Origin of the sequence: Streptomyces sp. NBC_00878 (genome assembly GCF_026341515.1) — a bacterium.
GTDB lineage: Bacteria > Actinomycetota > Actinomycetes > Streptomycetales > Streptomycetaceae > Streptomyces.
The window spans coordinates 9,406,873-9,424,664 of record NZ_JAPEOK010000001.1; the positions used below are offsets into that span (position 1 = coordinate 9,406,873).

A 17,792-nucleotide genomic window follows, 5' to 3' on the forward strand; every position below is an offset into this window, starting at 1 on the left:
AGCCGCCCCGACCTCGCGGCAACCCACACGGCCGACGGCGATGACCGGCCGCCGGGCCTGTTCTGGGAACTGCACTCCGGATACGTCCTGCACCCCGAGGACCGGGGCGCGTCGGCCTCGACCCGTCAAGGTCTCGCCGCGCTTCTTGGCCGCCGTCCCCGCCCGCGCCCGGCCGCACCGTAGGCGGCGACACGACTTCGCCGGGTCCCGGCAGGAGGCGGGAACGGTAGGGACCCCGCACTGGCCGCCGAGCGGAACGGTTTCCAGTACGACGCCACCGCGGTACCTGCAGCCCGGTTTTCCTCCGTACCCACTCCCGTTCCGTTCGGATCAGCCCGTTCTCCGCCCCCACCGTGTGTCGATCCGCTCCCACTCTGCGGCCCACTGCGCCATGCGCCACCGGTCCAGCCCCAGGCGTGCGCCCCAGGTGAAACCCAGCACCGCACCGCCCGTGCCGGCCGCCGCCAGCAGGCCTCCGAAGGCCGCTTGGAGCTGCGCTTCGCCGCTGGTCGGGGGCTTGGCTGAGTGGTTGCCGTCCCGGTCGATCCACACGGTGACGCGGCTTCCGGCCGGTGTGGTGGGTGGCACCCTGGCCTCGTCCGTACGCATGGATCCGTCCGGTGCGGTCCAGTGGACGGTGGCCCACACCCGGTGGTCGCTCATCGCTCGGGCCGGCGCTTTGTCCTCCGCTCCTTCGGCGAGGACGGCCGAGACTGTGCGGCGCTCTGCCCGCTGCTGGTCGGCGGCCCTCTCGACCGCGTTCGCCGTCCCCAGACCCGCCCAGAGACCGCTCACCAGGGCGAGGATCCACCCGGCGAGCACGACCCAGGCTTCGATGACGTCGCTGTGCCGCCTCAGCGGATTGCGCCGCCACCGCCACGAGCGCATGGTGGCCTGCCGTGACGTTGCCATCGGCCGACACCCCCTCGTGAGCACCGACAGCCTCCTTCCAGTGTCCTACGAGGAAGGACGATCGACCCCATCTGTTCATCGCTTCCGGCCACGTCCACGGCCGGTGCTTCCCGCTCCTTGGCTCCGTCCGGGCCGTGCGTCCGACAAACGGGCCCGGCCGGCTGTGGCACCACGTGTCCGATGGGCGATGCCAGGAACTGGCCGATTGCCGGGGAAGCAGTGTCGGGGTGGGTGCGGATCACCTCAGCGGTCCCCGGGGCCAGGGGCCGGGCGTACGGCGTGGCGGGCTGTGGGGTTGGCGATGAGGTGGCGGGGGTCGGTCGCGCGCGTGATGGCCGACTCGACGGCGGCGACGCGGTCGGCGAGGAGACCGAGGGCGGCGACAGCCTTGCTCAGCGGGTTGCCTTCTGGGCCTCCGAGGGCCTGCGTGCGGACGTATACAGTCTTCAACTCGGTCCAGCGTGCAGCCTGTTCGGTGCTCAGGGCGCCGCGGAGCTCGGCCAGTTTGAGTAGATTCGCCTCGGCTCCGGTGGTGAGGGTCTGGGCCTCGGCCGTGTAGTGGTCGTCGATGACGGCGGCGAGTTCGGCGTCGTTCATGACGGGCTGGATGCGCTGGGAGAGCTTGTTCATGTTGCGGTAGGAGCCCTGGAGTTGGAAGGGCGGTTCCGTGCGGGTGGCATCGCTCTGGGCGGCGGAGGCGATGTAGGCCGTGTTCACGGCGAGGACTGTCTCTCGGGCGGTGAGCAGGTGGCGCAGGACTGCGAGGATCTGCTCCAGTTCGGCCGGGGCGTACGGGTGGGTGAGCTGGTCGGCGCGGGCCATGGGGTCACCCTCGGCCAGCCGGGTCAGCAGGTCGAGGTCGGTGCGGTCGCGGCCCGCGAGGGGGGCCAGGACCGGGTTCGCGGTCAGGGCGTTCTCGATGAAGCTCGCCGCGAAGGCGTCCTGTTTGCCGGTCAGTACGTCGCCGAGGTTCCAGACGTCGGCGCGGTTGGCGAGCATGTCCGGGACGTGGAAGCGGCTGCCGGACTCGGTGTAGGGGTTGCCGGCCATGCAGACCGCGAAGCGCTTGCCGCGCAGGTCATAGGTGCGGGGCTCGCCGTCCCGTACGCCCTCGATGCGGCGGGTGGCGTCACACAGCGGGATGAACTTCTGCAACAGCTCGGGGGAGGTGTGCTGGATGTCGTCGAGGTAGAGGAGGGTGTTGCTGCCCGCCTCAAGGGCAAAGTTGATCTTCTTGATCTCCTGGCGTGCTGTGGCGTTCGGGGCTTCGGCAGGGTCGAGCGAGGTGACGGAATGGCCGAGAGCCGGACCGTTGACCTTGACCAGGACGAGCCCGAGACGGTCGGCGACGTACTCCATGAGGGTCGTCTTGCCGTAGCCGGGCGGGGAGATGAGCAGCAGCAGGCCACCGGTGTCGGTGCGCTTGGCGTCCCCGGTGGTGCCGAGCTGTTTGGCGAGGTTGTCGCCGATGAGCGGGAGGTAGACCTCGTCGATGAGAAGGTTGCGGACGAACGCGGACATCACGTGCGGGCGATATTCGTCCAGCCGCAATCGAGACCGCTCCGCGGCTACGAGGGCGGTGCGCTGCCGCTGGTAGGCGCGGTGGCCGGGGACGTCGCGGGTGCGGAAGTTTGTGGTGCGGGTGAGGAGTTCGTCGATGCGTAGGGTGAGCGTGCCGCCGGTGACGCGGGGGTGGGAGCCGAGCAGCCCCTCGACCGTCTCGGTCAGCGGCGCGTCGGATTCGTAGCGCGTCAGGTCCGGGCACAGTTCGGCGGCCACGGCCTCGGCGAGGTCGCCCGGGCTCAGGTCCGCACCCGTGGCCGAGGTGTACGAGGACAGCCACGCCTCGATCAGCTGGCGGCGTGCGGGCAGGTCATCGAGCGCGGGGAGGTCCTCGTCGTAGGCCGAGGTGCCCACCGTGCGGCGGAACTTGTCCAGCAGGGTGCGCGTGCTCGTGCTGATGACGAAGCCGTCGGGGCCGGCCGTGAGTTCCTCGAAGAGGTATGCGGCGGCGTGCGCCCCGGTCTCCGCATGGCCTATCGCGGCTGCCAGCTCCGCTTGGAGTTCCGCGATCGCCGGGGTGAGCCCGAACGTGTCGCGGGCACGCGCGAGGGATACCGCGCGGCGCGCCCAGGCCGCGCGCTCGTCGAAGGTCGTGCCATGAGTCCAGAAGAGCTGGGCGGTGGCCCGGGCCGCGGGCGCGTGGCGCAATGGACCCGCTGCCTCGTGCAGGCGCAGCAGCGCGGTGAGGATCGCGGTCGTGTCGTGGTCGTGCACGCCGCGTTCGTAGCCCTCGTCGTAGGCGGCTTCCGCGGCCTCTCGTACGAGGTCGGCGAGGTCGTCGGCCTCGGCCAGCGCGGCCGCTCCGTGTTGGTCCAGAAGGCGGGCCGCGAGGTGCTCGGCCCGGTAGACCTCCGGGGACTCGGAGGGCAACGGCCGGTCCCAGTAGAGGCGGGTGTCCGCGAACTCCGGGTCGGTCACCGGCGAGCGGCAATCCGTGCCGGTGAGCGCGAAGGCGAGGCCGTCACCGTGCGGGACCAGCGTGAGGTCGAGCGGCTCGGTGTTGACGGCGAAGCGGTGGCGGCCCAGGCGGAGGGTGCGGCCGTCGTCGGCGAACAGGTCGGTGCGGTCCCGCAGGGCGCGGGCCGCCTCCTGGCGGGCGGCTTTCAGGCGGCCGTCCAGTTCCTCAGCCCTTACCTGGTCGCCGAGGTCGCGCAGCTCGTCCGCTGTCCGCCGGACCTTGGCGACCATCAGGTCCGAGGCGAAGTACGCGGCGACCGCGTCCGCGTTGGAGAGCGCGGCGGCACGGCGGGTGACCGTCTCCAGGACCCGGTTCGCCGAGTGCGCGAGGCGCTCGGTGCGGCGGGCACGGGCGTCTGCGAGGGTCTGCTTGCGGGTGGAGAACGCCTCATGGATCTTGTCGCGCTTGTCCGCCAGCTCGCCCAGGAAGTCGTCGAACTCGGCGAACCGGGATTCGAGGGTCTCGACCTGCACCAGCATGCGGGAGAGCTGCTCGTCGCAGGTCTGAGGACTGTCGGCGGCCGTGAGCGCGCCGGTGACCGTCTGCCCGAGGAGCGCGAACTCGGCGGCGAACTCGGCCCGCCCCTCGTGGTCGAGGAGCGTGCGGCGGCGACCGTCGAGGACGGCGCGGGCACGGTTGACATTGCCGAGGACCTCGGCGACGCGCTGCAGGATGGAGGTGCGGACGGTGGCGTCACCGATGTCGAGCCCTGCGACGACCTCGGTCACCGTGCGCAGCTGGCCGGCGAGTTCGTCGAGGCGAACCGTGACGGGTGCGGCCTCGGCGACGGTGACGATCGACTCGGAGTCCGCGACGAGTTGTTCGACGTCGGCATGGTGGTCGGCGAAGGCGTCCTCTCGAGCGAGGTGGGCGACGGCTCGCTGTCCGAACGCGGTGAGGTCGGCCTCGGCGTCCGCCGCCAGTTCGTCGATGCGAACGGTGTCCGCGTAGCGCATCTCCTTCAAGGTGAGCAGGTGCCCCTGCGCTTGCCGGAGGTCGGTCAGGCCCGACACCCAGGCGGCAGCACCGCGCGGGACCTCACCACGCAGCCGGCGCACCGCCGCCGCGACGCGGGCCGCCGCCTCGTCGAGCGCGTCGGTGGCCTGCCGGGTGAGTGCCTGGACGGTCTCGAACTCGGCCAGCACCTGCTCGGCCGTCGCCCGTACCTGCTCCAACGGGCTCAGTAGATCACCGAGTTCGGCGTCGCCCAGCCAGTGGTAGGAGTCCGTTGTCCGGACGCACGCGGCGGTCAGCGCCTCGTACACCTCGCTCGTCGGGGAGGTCTCGGCCACGGCGCGGGTGATGGACAGGCAGTCGGAGAGGCCGCGTACGAGATCGGCGTTGCCTATACGGGCGAGCGGGCCGGTGCCGGTCGGCCGGGTGGCGGCGTGGGTGTCGGAGACGTACGGGGAGCGCCACAGCTGGACCGGGTGCACGCGCTGCGGCTCATCACTGTCGGCGCGCAGCACCACGAGCGCGCCGTCGTCGAACAGGGCCCAGCCGTGGCAGGACAGCGGCGTCGCGACCTCCTTGCGGATCACGTTGTAGGGCAGCAGCAGGCTGCGGCCCTCCGTGCGCGCGTGGAACGCGAACAGCACGTCCTCGCCGTTGGGCGAGCGGACCGTGCGCTCGAACTCCAGGTCGGTGGTGTCCGTGCCGTCGAAGGTCTTGTACGCGCCCGTGGCCAGGCAGTAGCCGCCGGGGAAGACGATGCCCTGGTCCTCGGGCAGGCGGCGGCAGGCCTGCCCGATGCCGTCGAGGCGTACGACGGTCTTGGTGAGGGTGTTGAACACCAGGTGGCGGTGGGTGCCCTCCTTGTAGGGGCGGATCCGCAGCAGGATGAGGGCGCCCACGCGTGCGTGGGCGATGTCCGCGTCGGCCAGGGACTGCAGTGGTTCGTCGACCGGCTCGGCGTAAACGCCCTCTGCGGTCTCGGTGTTGTCCTCGACCTTGACGGTGAGGGTGCCGCCGACCGTCTCGACGAACACCTCGCCCTGGATGGAGACGTGCGGGTGGCGGCCCAGGACGTGGTCCTCGCGCGTCGCCGCGGTCCACTCGAAGTCGTGGGAGGGCGGGAAGACGTGGTCGCGCTCTCCGCGCGCGTCGAGGAAGGCCGCCTGTCCGTCGGCGGACAGTGCCCAGCGCAGGACGCGGATGTCGGCGGCCTTCTCGCCGGTCTGGAAGACAGCCAGCACCTTGCCGTCGGTGCGGCGCAGCTGGAGGAGGTGGGTCTGGCGGTAGTAGCGGTAGAGGGCGGCGAATTCCCGGAGGAAGGCAGGGTCGTCGAGCAGGCCGGGCACGGCGTCGTCAGGTAGCCGGTTCAGGTCGCGGTCGTGGAGTGCGAAGACGTCGCCCACAGCGGTGTCCGGCTTCAGACCGAGGAAGACGTTGTGGCCGAAGAGCAGCGTGTCGCCGACGGAGACGATGTCGCGGGGCACGCAGGTGTGCTCCGTCCGGAGCCGCTCGGTGCCGATCAGTTCAAGCCGGGTCGAGCCGAACTCCTCGGTGCGGCGGGTGTTGAGCGCCTCGGCGCGCCGGGCGAGTTCGGCGGCCTGTGCGGCGAGGCGATCACGCAGCACCTCGTCCGCCCCGGTGTCGAGCGCGTCGTACGTACCGGTGTCCAGGCCGGTTGCCATGGGTCAGTTTCCCTTCACGTTCGCGTGGTTGCGCGCAGGTCACGAGAGAGGGGTCCGGAGCTGCCGTCCCCTGTGCGGCAGCTCCGGACCCGGCCGACGGGTGATCAGGCCTTGACGCCGCCGTTGAGTTCGGCGAGCGGCAGGTCGGCCAGGCCCAGTTCGCCTGCCCGGTCCATGAGCTGCTCCAGCCGGCCGGCGTTGACACCGTCCGCATTCATCAGCTTCATCAGCAGCGCCGACACGGTCAGGTTCTGCACGTCGGCCGTGGAGACCGAACCGAGGACCCGGCTCACGTCGTCGGTGAAACTCGACGTGCCGTCCAGCCAGGGTTTGGCAAGCGCCTGCGCGGTCTCGGAGTGCTGCATGAACCCGTCGACGCTCTTGCCGAGCCCGATCGAGGAGACGAGGCGGTCGAGGAAGACGGACTCGCCGCCGACGATGTTGATGTCGGCGTTCTCCAGGCCGGTCGCCAGTACCGTGGCCTGCGCCTCGGCGACCTGCCTCTGGACTTCCAGACCGGCCAGCCGGATGTCCTTCTCGGCCTCCAGGCGCAGCCGGTACTCCTCGTGGCCACGGGAGGCGTCGTCGAGGGCGGCCATCGCGGCGGCCTTCTCGGTCAGCCCGGCCGCCTCGGCCTTCAGCCTGCCGCCAATCGCCTCGGCCTCGGCGTGCGCCTTGGCCCGCGCGCCCTCGGCCTCCGCCTTGAGGCGTGCCTGCGTGGCCTCGGCCTCGGCGAGACCGGCCTTCTCTATGACCTCGGCCTCCTTGTCCCGCACCTGGACGGCCGCGAGCCCTGCGGCCGCCGCCTCGGCCTGGATGCCCTCGGCGAGCCGCAGCTTGGCCCGCGCGTCCAGGTCGGCTGCCTTCAACCCCGCTTCCGCCAACGTGAGTTGCTCAGCCGCCCGGTGGGTGGCGGCCTGCTCGGCCGCCTCGGCCGCCTTGATGTCCTTGACCAGCTTCTCCTGCGCCTGGGCCTCGGCGGCGATGATCACCGTCTGCCGGCCGCGCTCGGCCTCCTCCACGGCACGCAGCTTCTTGATGGACTCTTCCTGCTCGGCGACCGTGCGGTCCACCGCGACGCGCTCCCGGACGACCTCGGCGATCTCCCGCTTCTCCGCCTCCACCTCCTTCTCGGCGGAGATCCGGGTCAGCTCCGTCTCCCGTTCCCGGGCGATGACCTCAAGGACGCGGTCCTTCTCGATGCGCTCGTTCTCGATGGCGATGACCCGCTCGCGGTTCTTCTGCGCGACCGCGACCTCACGGGCCTGGTTCTCGCGCTGGATGCCGAGCTGTTCCTCGGTCTTGAGGAACGCGCCCTGTGCCCGCAGCCGCTCCTCCTCCACCACCCGCGCGGTTTCGGCCTCCTCACGGGCCCGTACGGTGTCGATCTCCCGCTTCTGCTTGATCTCGGCGTCGGCCTGACGGCGCTCCAGTTCGAGGATGGCCTCCCGGGCATCCACGTTCTGCCGAGTGATCTCCTTCTCCTCGGTGCGCTGGAACTCATTGGTGCGCACGTGCTCGATTGCCGTCAGCTCGGTGATCTTCCGGATGCCCTGGGCGTCCAGGACGTTGGCCGGGTCGAGCTGGGTCAGCGGCGTCTGCTCCAGGTAGTCGATCGCCGCGTCCTCCAGGTGGTAACCGTTGAGGTCGACACCGATGACCTCGATGATCCGATACCGCAGCTCCTCGCGCTTGGTGTAGAGGTCGGTGAAGTCCAGTTGCTTGCCGACGGTCTTGAGCGCCTCGGAGAACTTCGCGTGGAACAGTTCCTGCAACGTGTCCCGGTCACTGGCCCGAGCGGTGCCGACGGCCTGCGCGACCTTGATGACGTCCTCGACGGTCTTGTTGACCTTCACGAAGAACGAGATCCGGATGTCCGCGCGGATGTTGTCCTGGCAGATCAGCCCTTCCCGGCCGGCCCGCATGATCTCGATGGTCTTCACCGAGATGTCCATCACCTCGGCCTTGTGCAGGACGGGCAGGACGACCTGCCCGGTGAAGGTCACGTCGACCTTGCGCATCTTGGAGACGATCAGGGCCTTGCCCTGCTCCACCTTGCGGAACAGCCGGGAGAAGACGAACAGCATGACGAGGGCGACGAGCAGGCAGACGGCGACGAGCGCGCCGATGCCCACGGTGATGGCATCCATGGGTGACGTCCTTGAGGCGTAAGGGAGTTGGAAGTGTGAGCGAGGGGGGCGGAGCGCGACGGTGAGGCGGTCCTGCCCCGGGCGGAGGTGAGGCTCAGGCGGCGCGGTCGCGCGCGTTGGACGTCACCTTGTACGGCGTGTCCCGGACTTGGTCGTCGGCTCCGCTGCGAGGTCGCGGCATACCGATGCCGCCACTGACGAGGGCCTCGACGGGCCGGGGCGCCCCGGGTTCATCGGGGAAGAGGCGGTGCAACGGTCGTACGAACAGACGCGTCAGTCGCCAGGCGACGAGCAGCGCTCCGACCGGCACCACGATCTTCACCAGGCCAATGACGACTCCCGCGGGAGCGGCAGCGTGCAGCAGGACGACCATGCCGAGACTGAGGAGCCAGGCGAACGCCGCCAGCATGGAGAACGCGACCGCGACCGGTACTCCGCCCATACCCCAGGCGTCGAGATCCGCGTCCGTGTCGAAGCTGTAAGCGCCGGCCGCGCCGAAGGCGACGAGAAGCCAGAAGGCGAAGATCACGATCATGGCGGCCGTGAACAACAGGGAGGGGAAACCGGTGGCCGCTTCGAAAAACGCGCGCATACTCATCCCCCCGATACCCGTTGCCCGACGCTGCGGGCTGCTGGGGAGTCTTCGTGGCCCCGGCGCAACACACCTGCCGGTGTCCGGCACCGGGGCCATCCCCCAGTGCTCCCCGCCACCCATCGTGCCTGCTCAACGGCGACGGGCGCATTGCCGGGTCCCGGCAGTATTCGCCGTGGTTGGTATGCCGGTTGCTGTTAAGGGTTCATCAGCGCTGCGTCAGGATCCGGGGGAGCGAGAGACACGTTCTTGAGGTCCCGCGGACCACCAGGCAGCGCACGGTGCAGGAACTCGTCCCGTGGCCCGGCTGGGTTTATACGTGGGATTCGGTTCTGGCTCACTTTCCGCGAAGATCCAGTGCCTGGTCGTGGACGTCGCGCGAGTGCCAGGATGCGTGGCCCGAGCGCAGACGGACGCGGAGGGAACGTATGCGAGCGTTGTTGGCAATGCGTGAGTGGAGTACACGGCGAAAAGTGACTGCTGCTGTGATGTTGCAAATGCTATGGCTTGGCATGCTGATCACCGCCGTGATCATCTGGGACCTCTCACTTTCTGTCCCCGTCGCCATCGCGATATGGGCCGGGCCGGCCCTGGGAGGAGTGGCAGGCACCTGGGCCGCCTCGAAGACACCTGCTGGATGAGGCTGTGGCCGTGGCTGAGACCGTTCTGGGCCGGCTGACAAGCCTCGGGTCTGCCACTCTTGACCATCGTGCGTTAGGAATGGGGCAGCAGAGCGTCAAGGACAGAGGAGAACGGGTGACAGGGCGGGAGATACCCGACGAGTATCTGGAGGGGTATGCCCGGACGCTGGCCGAGGTGGGTGCGACCGGTCGCCGCCTCACTCGGGAGGAGTTGCAGTCCCTGCGTGCCCGTGGCGAGCGCGCGGCCGAGGCCGGCCTTGGGCTACGAGCTCTGGTCCGCCGGCACCTGTCCGCGACCCGGGAGAGCTGGCCCACCCTCCCTGCCACAGAAGCCGCACCAGTGCTCGCCGCGGTCGAGCAAGCCATCGACGCCTTCGCCGAAGGGCACGAGCGGTCGCAGAAGCTCGCGGTACGGCAGGAGGAGGCTGTACGGCGGGAGTTCATCGACGACCTGCTCTACGGCCGCAGCGACCTGGGGCGCCTGGCCGAACGCGCCGAACGCTTCGGGCTGCTCCTTGCCCGGGCCCACGCGGTCGCCGTCGCCCAGGGCCGCAAGTCACTCGAAGACATGGACCCGGCCACCCGGCAGGTGGAGAGCGCCCTGGTCGGCCGGTTCGGCCAGCGGCGCATCCTGCTCACCACGAAGGACGGGCGGCTGATCTGTATCGCGCCCGGAGACCAGGAGGACGTGCTGACGTTCTTCGCCAAGCAGGCACACGCGGCCACGGACGGCGGCCGGGTCGCTCTTGGACGGCCGCCCCCCGGGCCCGGGGGAGTCGTCCACTCCTACGAAGCAGCCCTCAACGCCCTCGACCTGGCCGACCGGCTCCGACTCGACGAGCCAGTGCTGCGCGCCGCCGACCTCCTCGTCTATCCCGTGCTCACCCGGGACCGGCAGGCCATGGCCGACCTCGTCCTCACCACACTCGGTCCGCTTGACACCGCACGTGGAGGGGCGCAACTGCTCATCGACACGCTGACCGCGTACTTCGACACGGGCTGTGTCTCGGCCGAGGCGGCTCGCCGCCTGAACCTGAGCGTGCGGGCCTTCACCTATCGCCTGGAACGCGTTCAGAAGCTGCGCCAATCCGGCGGATCCCGTGCACCGCTACACCTTGCAGACCGCGGTCATCGGAGCCCGGCTCCTGGGCTGGCCGGACAAGGAAGTGTGACGGGCGGGGCGTCGCGAAGCGGCTGGCGAAACCGCACTCACTGCGTCTAACGTCAGTGTTCTTGAGTCACCGGATGGTGCGTGCGGCACAGAAGCTGGGGGAGCCGGAGTGTCCTTCCTGAAGTTCGCGGGCGATGAAGTGCTGGAGATGGCGGGCACGCTGGAGACCAGCGGGGGGCAGATGAAGTCGGCCTCCAAGGAGATGAAACACGCCGACTCGAAGCAGATCGGCCACGGCGGCCTCGAATCCGCGTGTGACGACTTCGCGGATTCCTGGGACTACGGCTTCGGAGAGCTCTCCAAACTCACCAAGGGCGTCTCGAAGTTCGCCAAGAAGGCCGCGGATGAATTCCGAAAGCTGGACGACAAGCTGTACGACGAGTTGAAGAAGGCGGGCGAGGGCAAGAAGTAGCCCTCGCTCAGCCGACTTCGGCCGGTTCAGGGTTTGGCCGGCTCCGGAACGTCGAAGGTGAAGGTCCGGCCGATCTGCGCCAGACGGCCGCAGTAGGAGTCCAGCAGGAACACTGACGGCGTGGAGATCGTCACGTACGCGCAGTAGTCGCGCGGCGCAGGAACGATCAGCTGGAGCAGGGCCATGGGAAGAGTCGGACGGACAGCTTCCCCCGTACCGGCGACGTCCGCGATGCCGGTCTCGGCCGCGAAGCTCGCGGGCAGGGTGAGCATGCGCAGGGAGGCGGACATGACGCCCGGCCCAGACGGCAGTTTGGCCGCCAGCAGCATGTCCTGCCTGCCCTGCACACCCTTGCCGAGAGCGAAGTCCAGCTCCTGGAGGTGGCTCTCGCGGGCGAAGAACTTCTGTTCCTTCGCGCGGTAGATGCCTTCGGCGGCCAGCGGCCGGTCCCGGTGCCCGCTCGGCTTGACGGTGACGGCGAGCAGGCCCATGGACAGCCGCTCGTCACCGGCCACGTCCTCGGTGCCCAGACACATGGCGGTGAGGGCGACGGTCTCCTCACCGCCCGCGGACAGGCCGGGCAGGGTCGCACGCAACTGCTCGGTGGCAGAGGCGAGTTGCTGCTCGTCGGCATCCGGCATGAGCTTGGCCAGTGCCTCCTGCCAGCCGTCGGAGGCGGCGGGGTCGGGCAGGCGGACGAACTCGTCGGGGACGGTGTACCGGAAGGCGTACGGAATTTCCCGTGCGATGGCGGCTTCGACCGGGTTGTGGGTCATGCGACGGTTCCGAAGTTCGAGGGCTGCAGGCCTTTGGTGAAGCTGTCTCCGGCGGAGGTGAGCGTCGTGGCGGCGTCGAACTGCGGTCCCAGCGGGCCGGGGGCCATGGTCGTGGGCTCGTTGTCCGGTGCCTCGTAGTCGAAGAACCCGGCCGCCGGGCCGACGACGGGGATGTCGGAGATGTTCCAGTCGCCGTCCAGCCACCGGCCCTCGTTGGTGTTGGAGCCGAACGCGAAACCTGCCCCGGTCACCGTGCCGACCACGTCGAGGGTCCGACCGGCGGCGACATGGACCCAGCCCTGTCCCGCCATGGCGAAGCCGCGCATCGAGTTGGCCATGCCGCTGGGGATCTTGGCGATGTTGCCCCAGGCGCCGGGGCCGATCCTGCCGAGTGTCGCCATGAAGCCCTCGGAGGCCCGCAGTGTGCGCCCGGACTGCACCATCAGCCGGCCCGCCTGGGCGAGCTTGGCGCCCGCGAGACCCACACCGCCCGCGACCACGCCGAGCGCGTCCCAGGCGAGCGTCTGCCAGGTCACGCCCTCGGCACCGCCGATCATCGCGGCACTGTGCGCGGCCAGCGCACCCACGCCGACGATGAAGCCGATCAGACCGAGTGCGCCCACCCCGGTACCGAGCGCCAGGGCGACGAGGCAGATCACACCGATGACCATGGCGATGTCGGCGTCGCCGACCAGCTTCCAGAAGTTCGGGTCCGACAGGACGTTCCAGGCATCGGCCAGGAAGTCCGTGAACCCGGCCACCAGGTCGTCGAACCAGCCGGGTTCGGGCGGAGCGTCATCCGCCGCATCCTTGATCGTACGAGCCGTCGCGTCCGCCGCGGTCGTGTACTCCGTGTGCAGAGTGCGGGCCCGATCTCGGATGGCCTCCAGCTCGTCGTTGGCTGTGTCGTACGCCTTCTGCTTGTCCTTCTTGTCCTCGTCGTGCTCGTCCTTCTCCTTCTCGGAGAGTGTGGATGTCTCCTTCGGCAAGCCGTCGAGAGTGCCCTTCGTGGTGCTCACCTTCTGCGCGGCTGCGGCGGCTTCCTCCTCCAGTTTGCGGGCCCGCGTCTGGAAGCCGTCCAGGCTGGTCTCCCAGCCGGACAGTGTCCGGTGGGCCGAACTGATCGAGCCGAGCGCCTTCTTGAGATACGGGGGAATCTTCTCTACGGACTTCGTGAACGTGTCGGCCGACTTGCCCACCCAGATCCCGTCGGACGTACCGATCTTGCTGAGCTGCGTCTGCGCGGTACCGCTGTCCCGGTCGACCCGGCCGATCGCGGAGACCATCAGCAGCACGGTCTCCAGGTCGCCCGGCGCCGAATCGAACCCGAGATGGGGATACTTCGACGAACCTACTGCTTGTCCCCCTACATTGCTGTTCGCCTCCCGCCGGTGGGGGGACGGATCATCCAGGTGATAGGAAGCTATCCGTGAGGTGAGTGGTTCCGCCATCGTCGTGACCACACCGCTACGGCATGCTGACTGTGCCCACAAATCCGGACCCAGGAGGCGCGATGTTCCTGCAGCCCCAGCTGAAGGCTCTGTTGAGGGACGGCTCGCAGGGCGCGCAGCGGCACGATGCCCGCAATCTTCAGCGGTCCTGGCGGAAGTTCGCGGCCTTCGCCTACATCGCCGAGCAGTACGGCTACGAGTACGACGGCCTCTCCCCGATCTCGCCGAAGGGCAGCCCGAACCCGTACTTCGCCTTCCGGCGCACCCCGGACGCCGTGGAGCGCGCCACCCACACCACCGAGCGGTACCCCACCGCGCTCCAGGGCGGCCCGCTGCCGGGCATGCGCCCCGGCGGGAACCGCCTGCGCCCGGTGGCCGAAGCCCGGCGGGACGTCGACCTGCTACACGCCCGCATCATGGTCGACTACAGCCGCACCCACCGGCGGCGCGGCCTGATCGCGCTGGTGATCCTCCCGCTCGCCATGCTCATCCCGCTCTCCCAGACCGGCTTCACCCCGTCAGCCCTGGGGGTCTGCGCCGCTATCTGGCTGTTCTTCGCCGCCCTGTGGGCCCTGGGCCTGCTTCTAGCCCGGCGCCGCCTCACCAAGTACGGACGCATCCCGACCGCGGCCGGAATCGACTGGCGGGCGGCGCAGGCGCGCACGTGATTGCCGGACTCTGAAAGACGCCCAGGGCAGGTATGTACCGGTGACGGTCAGTGATCCAGGCAGGCCGCGTCCGCAGGACTGACTGTGTGTCCGAACTCCACCCTGTGAGGCGGATGAGGGGTTGGGACGGAGGACCCCCGGGTTGGCACCGGCACGAGCCCCTGACGAACGGCGATACGGATGGTGCTTGTGGTGATCACCGGCGTCGACATGGTCACGCTCGTGACCCGGGCAACGGGGGTTCTGCTCCGGCGAGAGTGCCAACGGCTCGGCACCAGCGCCGATGCGCACCGGATCGAGTCGGCAGCCACCCCGAGGTGTCCGAGACGCCCGCCGCCATGCCCGGTCCCTTCACCACATCGGCGGTGCCGCAGGCGTCAACCGACTGCCCGACCATGATTCGCGCTACTGACGGCGTGCTGTTTCAGCGGAACGACCGGACATCCAGCCAACGCTGCCGTGCCCGTCGGAACCAGCTCGTGAGGTGGGAGCACAACGGGCCACCGCGCGGCAGCGCTACCGTCGTCTCCCGCGCCATCGCGGTGAAGAATCCCCGCCCGGCTCGGCTCTGCAACGTGGTACTCCACCGGTAGCCGGGGCGGCGGGCGAGCAGCGAATGGATCAGCTCGCGTCCCAGCCCTTGACCTTGCCAGGTGTCGCAGATCCAGATGTCCAGAATTCGCCCTGCACGGCACGTCTTGCAGGCGCGGAAACGCAGCTGTCCAATGACGCGATTTCCCCGGTTCAGCGAGACGATCTCGATGGATGCGGCCGGGGCGGACGAGGCAGTCCTGTTCACCCGTGGCGGTTGATGATTCTGAGCTCTGCCATTCCATACCCAGACCAATGAATTCCGCCTTCTGAAATCGCCGATGCACGGTGAGGAGCGGACTGAAGGGGGAGATGCGGCGCTGGTCCTGGCGTCGCCGCCGGTTCAACGATGCGCATCGTTCGAGTCCTCCCTCCTCACTGCCGCAGGGCCGGTACGCAGGTCGACGATGTGGGCGACGAGCGCCCCGGCAAGCACTGCCCAGGCCGTCGCGGCGAAACCGGCCGCCTGCCAGCCGCTGACGGAGACAAGCGAGACTGTGGCGCATCCCGCAGCCATCGCACAGCGGTTGGAAAGGAAAGACCACTCGCGGCGGCCGCTTCCCGGTTGACGGATTTCCACCAGAGCGGTCCGGATGACCAGCATGGCCAAGACGGTCACGGGCGCGATCACTGACGAATCCACGTGTGCTCTCGTTTCGATCCAAGTCGTCGGGTCCGGCGGCGGGCGGTGCCTGAGCGAGGCACATCGAGCAAGTGTCAGGCGGAATGCCTTGCAGGCCCAGGCTGCGGTCGAGGAGGCGGGCGGGCGCGAAGCAGCCCTGCCAGACACAGTTCGCAACCATGGCCGCACCAGTCGCTCATGAACCTCCGGTGAAGTGCTCCAACAGCCTGGCCGCGGTGATCGCGCCGATCAGGGCGGCTTTGTCGCCACTGTGTTCGACGACCGCGACGACCGAGGTGTCCTTGCGCGCCATCAGCGCCGCGATCTGCATGGCCGAGGCGTCCGGGCCGACCACGGCAGCGGTGATGGTGCGGCGCGGCAGCCACTCGATCACCGATCGCCCCACCATCGACGCTCTGACATCGTCGTCGAACCGGTCGTCGATCACCGAGGCGAGGAGCGGGTCATCCTGGACGCTGTCGGGCACAAGCGCCGTGACGAGACGGGTAGCGGACACGATCGCATACGGGTACTGGTCCGGGTCGAGGACCAGCAGGGCCGGTAGCTGCCCGCGCGCCACCAGCCGGACTGCATCCAGCGCGTCGTCGTCCGCGGACACGGTGGGATAGCTCCTGGCCAGATCACGTGCATACATCAGCGGAGGTCTCCTTGGTCGGTGCGTCGGCGTCCTCGCGGCCCGACGGGATCCCGGCCAGGTCGTCGACATCGAAGGCACGGGCGATCGGCACGTCCGTGGAGCTGTGGGCGATGATCGAGAAGGCGATGCAGACCGCGATCAGCGTGAACGCCGCTTCGGCCTGCGGGATGCCCGACTGCAGCACCAGCAGGCCGTAGACCACCGACGCGAAGCCCTTCGGACCGAACCAGGCGGCCACCAGCCTCTCCCGGCGCGAGATGCTCGTGCCGAGCAGGGAGAGCAGCAGTGACGCCGGGCGGATCAGGACGATCGCCAGGACTGCTGCCACGTAGCCGCCGACCGACAGGTCGCCGAAGAGCTGGGGCGTCAGCAGCGCGCCGAAGACCAGCAGCGCCGCGAATTTCGCGAGCTCTGCCAGAGCCTCGCCGAGCGGCTCGAAGGACTGCTTCGCCTCCGGAGAGACGTGGACCAGCGTCGCGCCGGCCGAGAACGCGGCCAGGTAAGGGTTGGCGTGGGTCAGGTGGCAGGCCGCGTACAGGATGATCCCGGTCGCCAGCGGCAGCAGCGGCTGCAGCTTCGGCTCCGCGCCCAGCAGCCGGAAGCGCACCAGCCCACTGGCGAGCAGCGGGAGCGCGACGCCGAACACGAGGCCGAGCAGCAGTTCCAGAGCGATCTTGGAACCGGAGGCCTCAGCACTGTCGGAAGTCGGGCCCGCGGCGGCGATGAGGATGAGCACGATCGGCAGGGCCAGGCCGTCGTTGATGCCGCTCTCCACGTTCAGCAACTGCCGCAGCTTGGCGGGGACTTCACGGCGCCCCACAATCGCCGAGGCGAACACCGGGTCGGTGGGCGCCAGGACCGCACCCACCAGGAACGATGTCGTCCAGTCCAGGCCCACCAAGAAGTGCGTGATCAGCGCCATGAAGACAAACGCAAGAGGCATGCCCAGCCCCAGAGCACGCGCCGGATTCTTCCAGTTGGCCCGCAGCTTGGGCAGGGAGACGTGCATGCCGTCGGTGAACAGCACCGCAAACAGCGCCAGGTCGGCCGTTATGGCCACGATCTCACTGTCCGGCGTGATGTGAATCAGGCCGAGGAAACCGTCGCTGACGAGCGCTCCGCCGACGAGGAAGAGGAATGACGTGGAAAGCACCGTCCGGGCCGCCAGACCCGACAACAGAACCGCCACCAACAGTGCAACACCGAACACCGCCACAAGCACCATGACGGACCCCCGATCGGAAGAGAGAGTGATCCCCTACTCGCCGACCAGGCTTCCCGGCACACCGAGAGAAACCCTACAGGTCCTTGACGCATCCTTGACAGAGTCCGCCTGCGCACGATGCGCTCCCCGCGATTGCTGGATCTCGGCAATCCTGAATGCCAGAAGTAGCCTCGACGTGCGTAGACGCCGTTCAGCGCAATGCCCGGTCCTCCGAACGGCGGCCGCGGCGCGAGGCCCGTACGCTGATACTCAGGTGCGCCGGGAAGTCTGGTCGGCAGGTGACCGCCCACTGCCCTGGAGCCCCGCATGCCGGACTTTTCCCCCGCATGGCAGCCGGCCGGGCCGCCTCCGCCTCTGGGCGTGGGCAGTCGCCTGCGTCATCCGTTCCGGGGGCGCAGGCTCAGAACCGAGATCACGGGTGACCGGGCCGTCGTCCATCTGTCAGGGGAGATCACCTCGGGGTACGCGAGACGGCTCGGAACGGATCTCGCGGAACTCCTGCGCTCGGAAATCGCCTTGCTTGTGATCGACCTCGGCAAGGTGACTTACCTCAGCAGTGACGGCGCGGGGATGATCTTCATAGCGCTGCGGGCCGCGCGATCGCACGGCACACGAGTGATCGCCACCCACGTGGGTCCTCAGTCCCGCGCCACCCTCGAACAGCTGGGACTGCTCCGGATTGTCGACGTGTACGCAGGCGACGGCCCGAACCTGTCACAAGGCACTGGCGAGTAGCCACTGCCGGCAGCCGGTAGCGGCGGCTGGG

At 69.1% G+C, this 17,792-nt stretch carries 13 protein-coding genes and 1 pseudogene; 4 read left to right on the forward strand and 10 right to left on the reverse strand.

The features are described 5' to 3' along the window. Positions 1-330: 330 nt before the first annotated feature. The 4 genes from OHA11_RS40870 to OHA11_RS40885 form a co-directional block, all read right to left on the reverse strand. On the reverse strand, positions 331-912 hold the full coding sequence (locus tag OHA11_RS40870; protein WP_266505342.1) for a hypothetical protein: 582 nt from the start codon (positions 910-912) through the stop codon (positions 331-333). Between the two features lie 243 nt (positions 913-1,155). Then, the gene (locus OHA11_RS40875; protein ID WP_266505345.1) at positions 1,156-6,069 is read right to left on the reverse strand and encodes a DNA repair ATPase; all 4,914 of its coding nucleotides are present in this window, start codon (positions 6,067-6,069) and stop codon (positions 1,156-1,158) included. 104 nt (positions 6,070-6,173) lie between these two features. Beyond that, a complete protein-coding gene (locus tag OHA11_RS40880) occupies positions 6,174-8,219 on the reverse strand; it encodes a flotillin family protein (RefSeq protein WP_266505347.1) in 2,046 nt (681 codons plus the stop codon). A 94-nt stretch (positions 8,220-8,313) separates the two neighbouring features. Beyond that, complete coding sequence (locus OHA11_RS40885; protein ID WP_266505350.1) at positions 8,314-8,811, reverse strand: hypothetical protein; 498 nt, start codon at positions 8,809-8,811, stop codon at positions 8,314-8,316. A gap of 720 nt (positions 8,812-9,531) precedes the next feature. Between OHA11_RS40885 and OHA11_RS40890 the strand changes: the two are divergent. Both OHA11_RS40890 and OHA11_RS40895 read left to right on the forward strand, forming a co-directional pair. Then, a pseudogene (locus OHA11_RS40890) lies at positions 9,532-10,624 on the forward strand (PucR family transcriptional regulator). 108 nt (positions 10,625-10,732) lie between these two features. Next, a complete protein-coding gene (locus OHA11_RS40895; protein WP_266505352.1) occupies positions 10,733-11,035 on the forward strand; it encodes a hypothetical protein in 303 nt (100 codons plus the stop codon). A 26-nt stretch (positions 11,036-11,061) separates the two neighbouring features. Here the strand turns inward: OHA11_RS40895 and OHA11_RS40900 are convergent, their stop codons facing one another. Together OHA11_RS40900 and OHA11_RS40905 are read right to left on the reverse strand one after the other, a co-directional pair. Beyond that, positions 11,062-11,811 (reverse strand): hypothetical protein, encoded by a 750-nt coding sequence (locus tag OHA11_RS40900; RefSeq protein ID WP_266505355.1) that lies wholly within the window; start codon positions 11,809-11,811, stop codon positions 11,062-11,064. After that, the gene (locus tag OHA11_RS40905) at positions 11,808-13,097 is read right to left on the reverse strand and encodes a putative T7SS-secreted protein (protein ID WP_266505357.1); all 1,290 of its coding nucleotides are present in this window, start codon (positions 13,095-13,097) and stop codon (positions 11,808-11,810) included. The genes OHA11_RS40900 and OHA11_RS40905 overlap by 4 nt, the downstream gene beginning before the upstream one ends. Positions 13,098-13,324: 227 nt before the next feature. Between OHA11_RS40905 and OHA11_RS40910 the strand changes: the two genes are divergently transcribed. After that, a complete protein-coding gene (locus tag OHA11_RS40910; protein ID WP_266505360.1) occupies positions 13,325-13,930 on the forward strand; it encodes a hypothetical protein in 606 nt (201 codons plus the stop codon). Between the two features lie 424 nt (positions 13,931-14,354). On the opposite strand, the gene OHA11_RS48590 is transcribed toward OHA11_RS40910, so the two are convergent. The 4 genes from OHA11_RS48590 to OHA11_RS40925 all read right to left on the reverse strand — a co-directional run bounded on the left by OHA11_RS48590 (position 14,355) and on the right by OHA11_RS40925 (position 17,026). Then, positions 14,355-14,729 (reverse strand): GNAT family N-acetyltransferase, encoded by a 375-nt coding sequence (locus OHA11_RS48590; protein WP_353962963.1) that lies wholly within the window; start codon positions 14,727-14,729, stop codon positions 14,355-14,357. Positions 14,730-14,864: 135 nt separating this feature from the next. Beyond that, a complete protein-coding gene (locus tag OHA11_RS40915; protein WP_266505363.1) occupies positions 14,865-15,152 on the reverse strand; it encodes a hypothetical protein in 288 nt (95 codons plus the stop codon). Between the two features lie 187 nt (positions 15,153-15,339). Then, the gene (locus OHA11_RS40920) at positions 15,340-15,798 is read right to left on the reverse strand and encodes a CBS domain-containing protein (RefSeq protein ID WP_266505366.1); all 459 of its coding nucleotides are present in this window, start codon (positions 15,796-15,798) and stop codon (positions 15,340-15,342) included. Next, positions 15,785-17,026 (reverse strand): sodium:proton antiporter, encoded by a 1,242-nt coding sequence (locus tag OHA11_RS40925; RefSeq protein ID WP_266505369.1) that lies wholly within the window; start codon positions 17,024-17,026, stop codon positions 15,785-15,787. Before OHA11_RS40925 ends, OHA11_RS40920 begins: the two co-directional genes overlap by 14 nt. Positions 17,027-17,332: 306 nt before the next feature. Between OHA11_RS40925 and OHA11_RS40930 the strand changes: the two genes are divergently transcribed. After that, on the forward strand, positions 17,333-17,761 hold the full coding sequence (locus OHA11_RS40930; protein WP_266505372.1) for an STAS domain-containing protein: 429 nt from the start codon (positions 17,333-17,335) through the stop codon (positions 17,759-17,761). The last annotated feature ends 31 nt before the right edge of the window (positions 17,762-17,792 follow it).

What these genes read in the sequence shown, in the direction of transcription:
- OHA11_RS40870 (WP_266505342.1), bottom strand. Translation starts at nt 912, where the DNA reads ATGGCAACGTCACGGCAGGCCACCATGCGCTCGTGGCGGTGGCGGCGC.
- OHA11_RS40880 (WP_266505347.1), bottom strand. Translation starts at nt 8,219, where the DNA reads ATGGATGCCATCACCGTGGGCATCGGCGCGCTCGTCGCCGTCTGCCTG.
- OHA11_RS40910 (WP_266505360.1), top strand. Translation starts at nt 13,325, where the DNA reads ATGTTCCTGCAGCCCCAGCTGAAGGCTCTGTTGAGGGACGGCTCGCAG.
- OHA11_RS40905 (WP_266505357.1), bottom strand. Translation starts at nt 13,097, where the DNA reads ATGGTCTCCGCGATCGGCCGGGTCGACCGGGACAGCGGTACCGCGCAG.
- OHA11_RS40900 (WP_266505355.1), bottom strand. Translation starts at nt 11,811, where the DNA reads ATGACCCACAACCCGGTCGAAGCCGCCATCGCACGGGAAATTCCGTAC.
- OHA11_RS40885 (WP_266505350.1), bottom strand. Translation starts at nt 8,811, where the DNA reads ATGCGCGCGTTTTTCGAAGCGGCCACCGGTTTCCCCTCCCTGTTGTTC.
- OHA11_RS40920 (WP_266505366.1), bottom strand. Translation starts at nt 15,798, where the DNA reads ATGTATGCACGTGATCTGGCCAGGAGCTATCCCACCGTGTCCGCGGAC.
- OHA11_RS40875 (WP_266505345.1), bottom strand. Translation starts at nt 6,069, where the DNA reads ATGGCAACCGGCCTGGACACCGGTACGTACGACGCGCTCGACACCGGG.
- OHA11_RS40930 (WP_266505372.1), top strand. Translation starts at nt 17,333, where the DNA reads ATGCCGGACTTTTCCCCCGCATGGCAGCCGGCCGGGCCGCCTCCGCCT.
- OHA11_RS40925 (WP_266505369.1), bottom strand. Translation starts at nt 17,026, where the DNA reads ATGGTGCTTGTGGCGGTGTTCGGTGTTGCACTGTTGGTGGCGGTTCTG.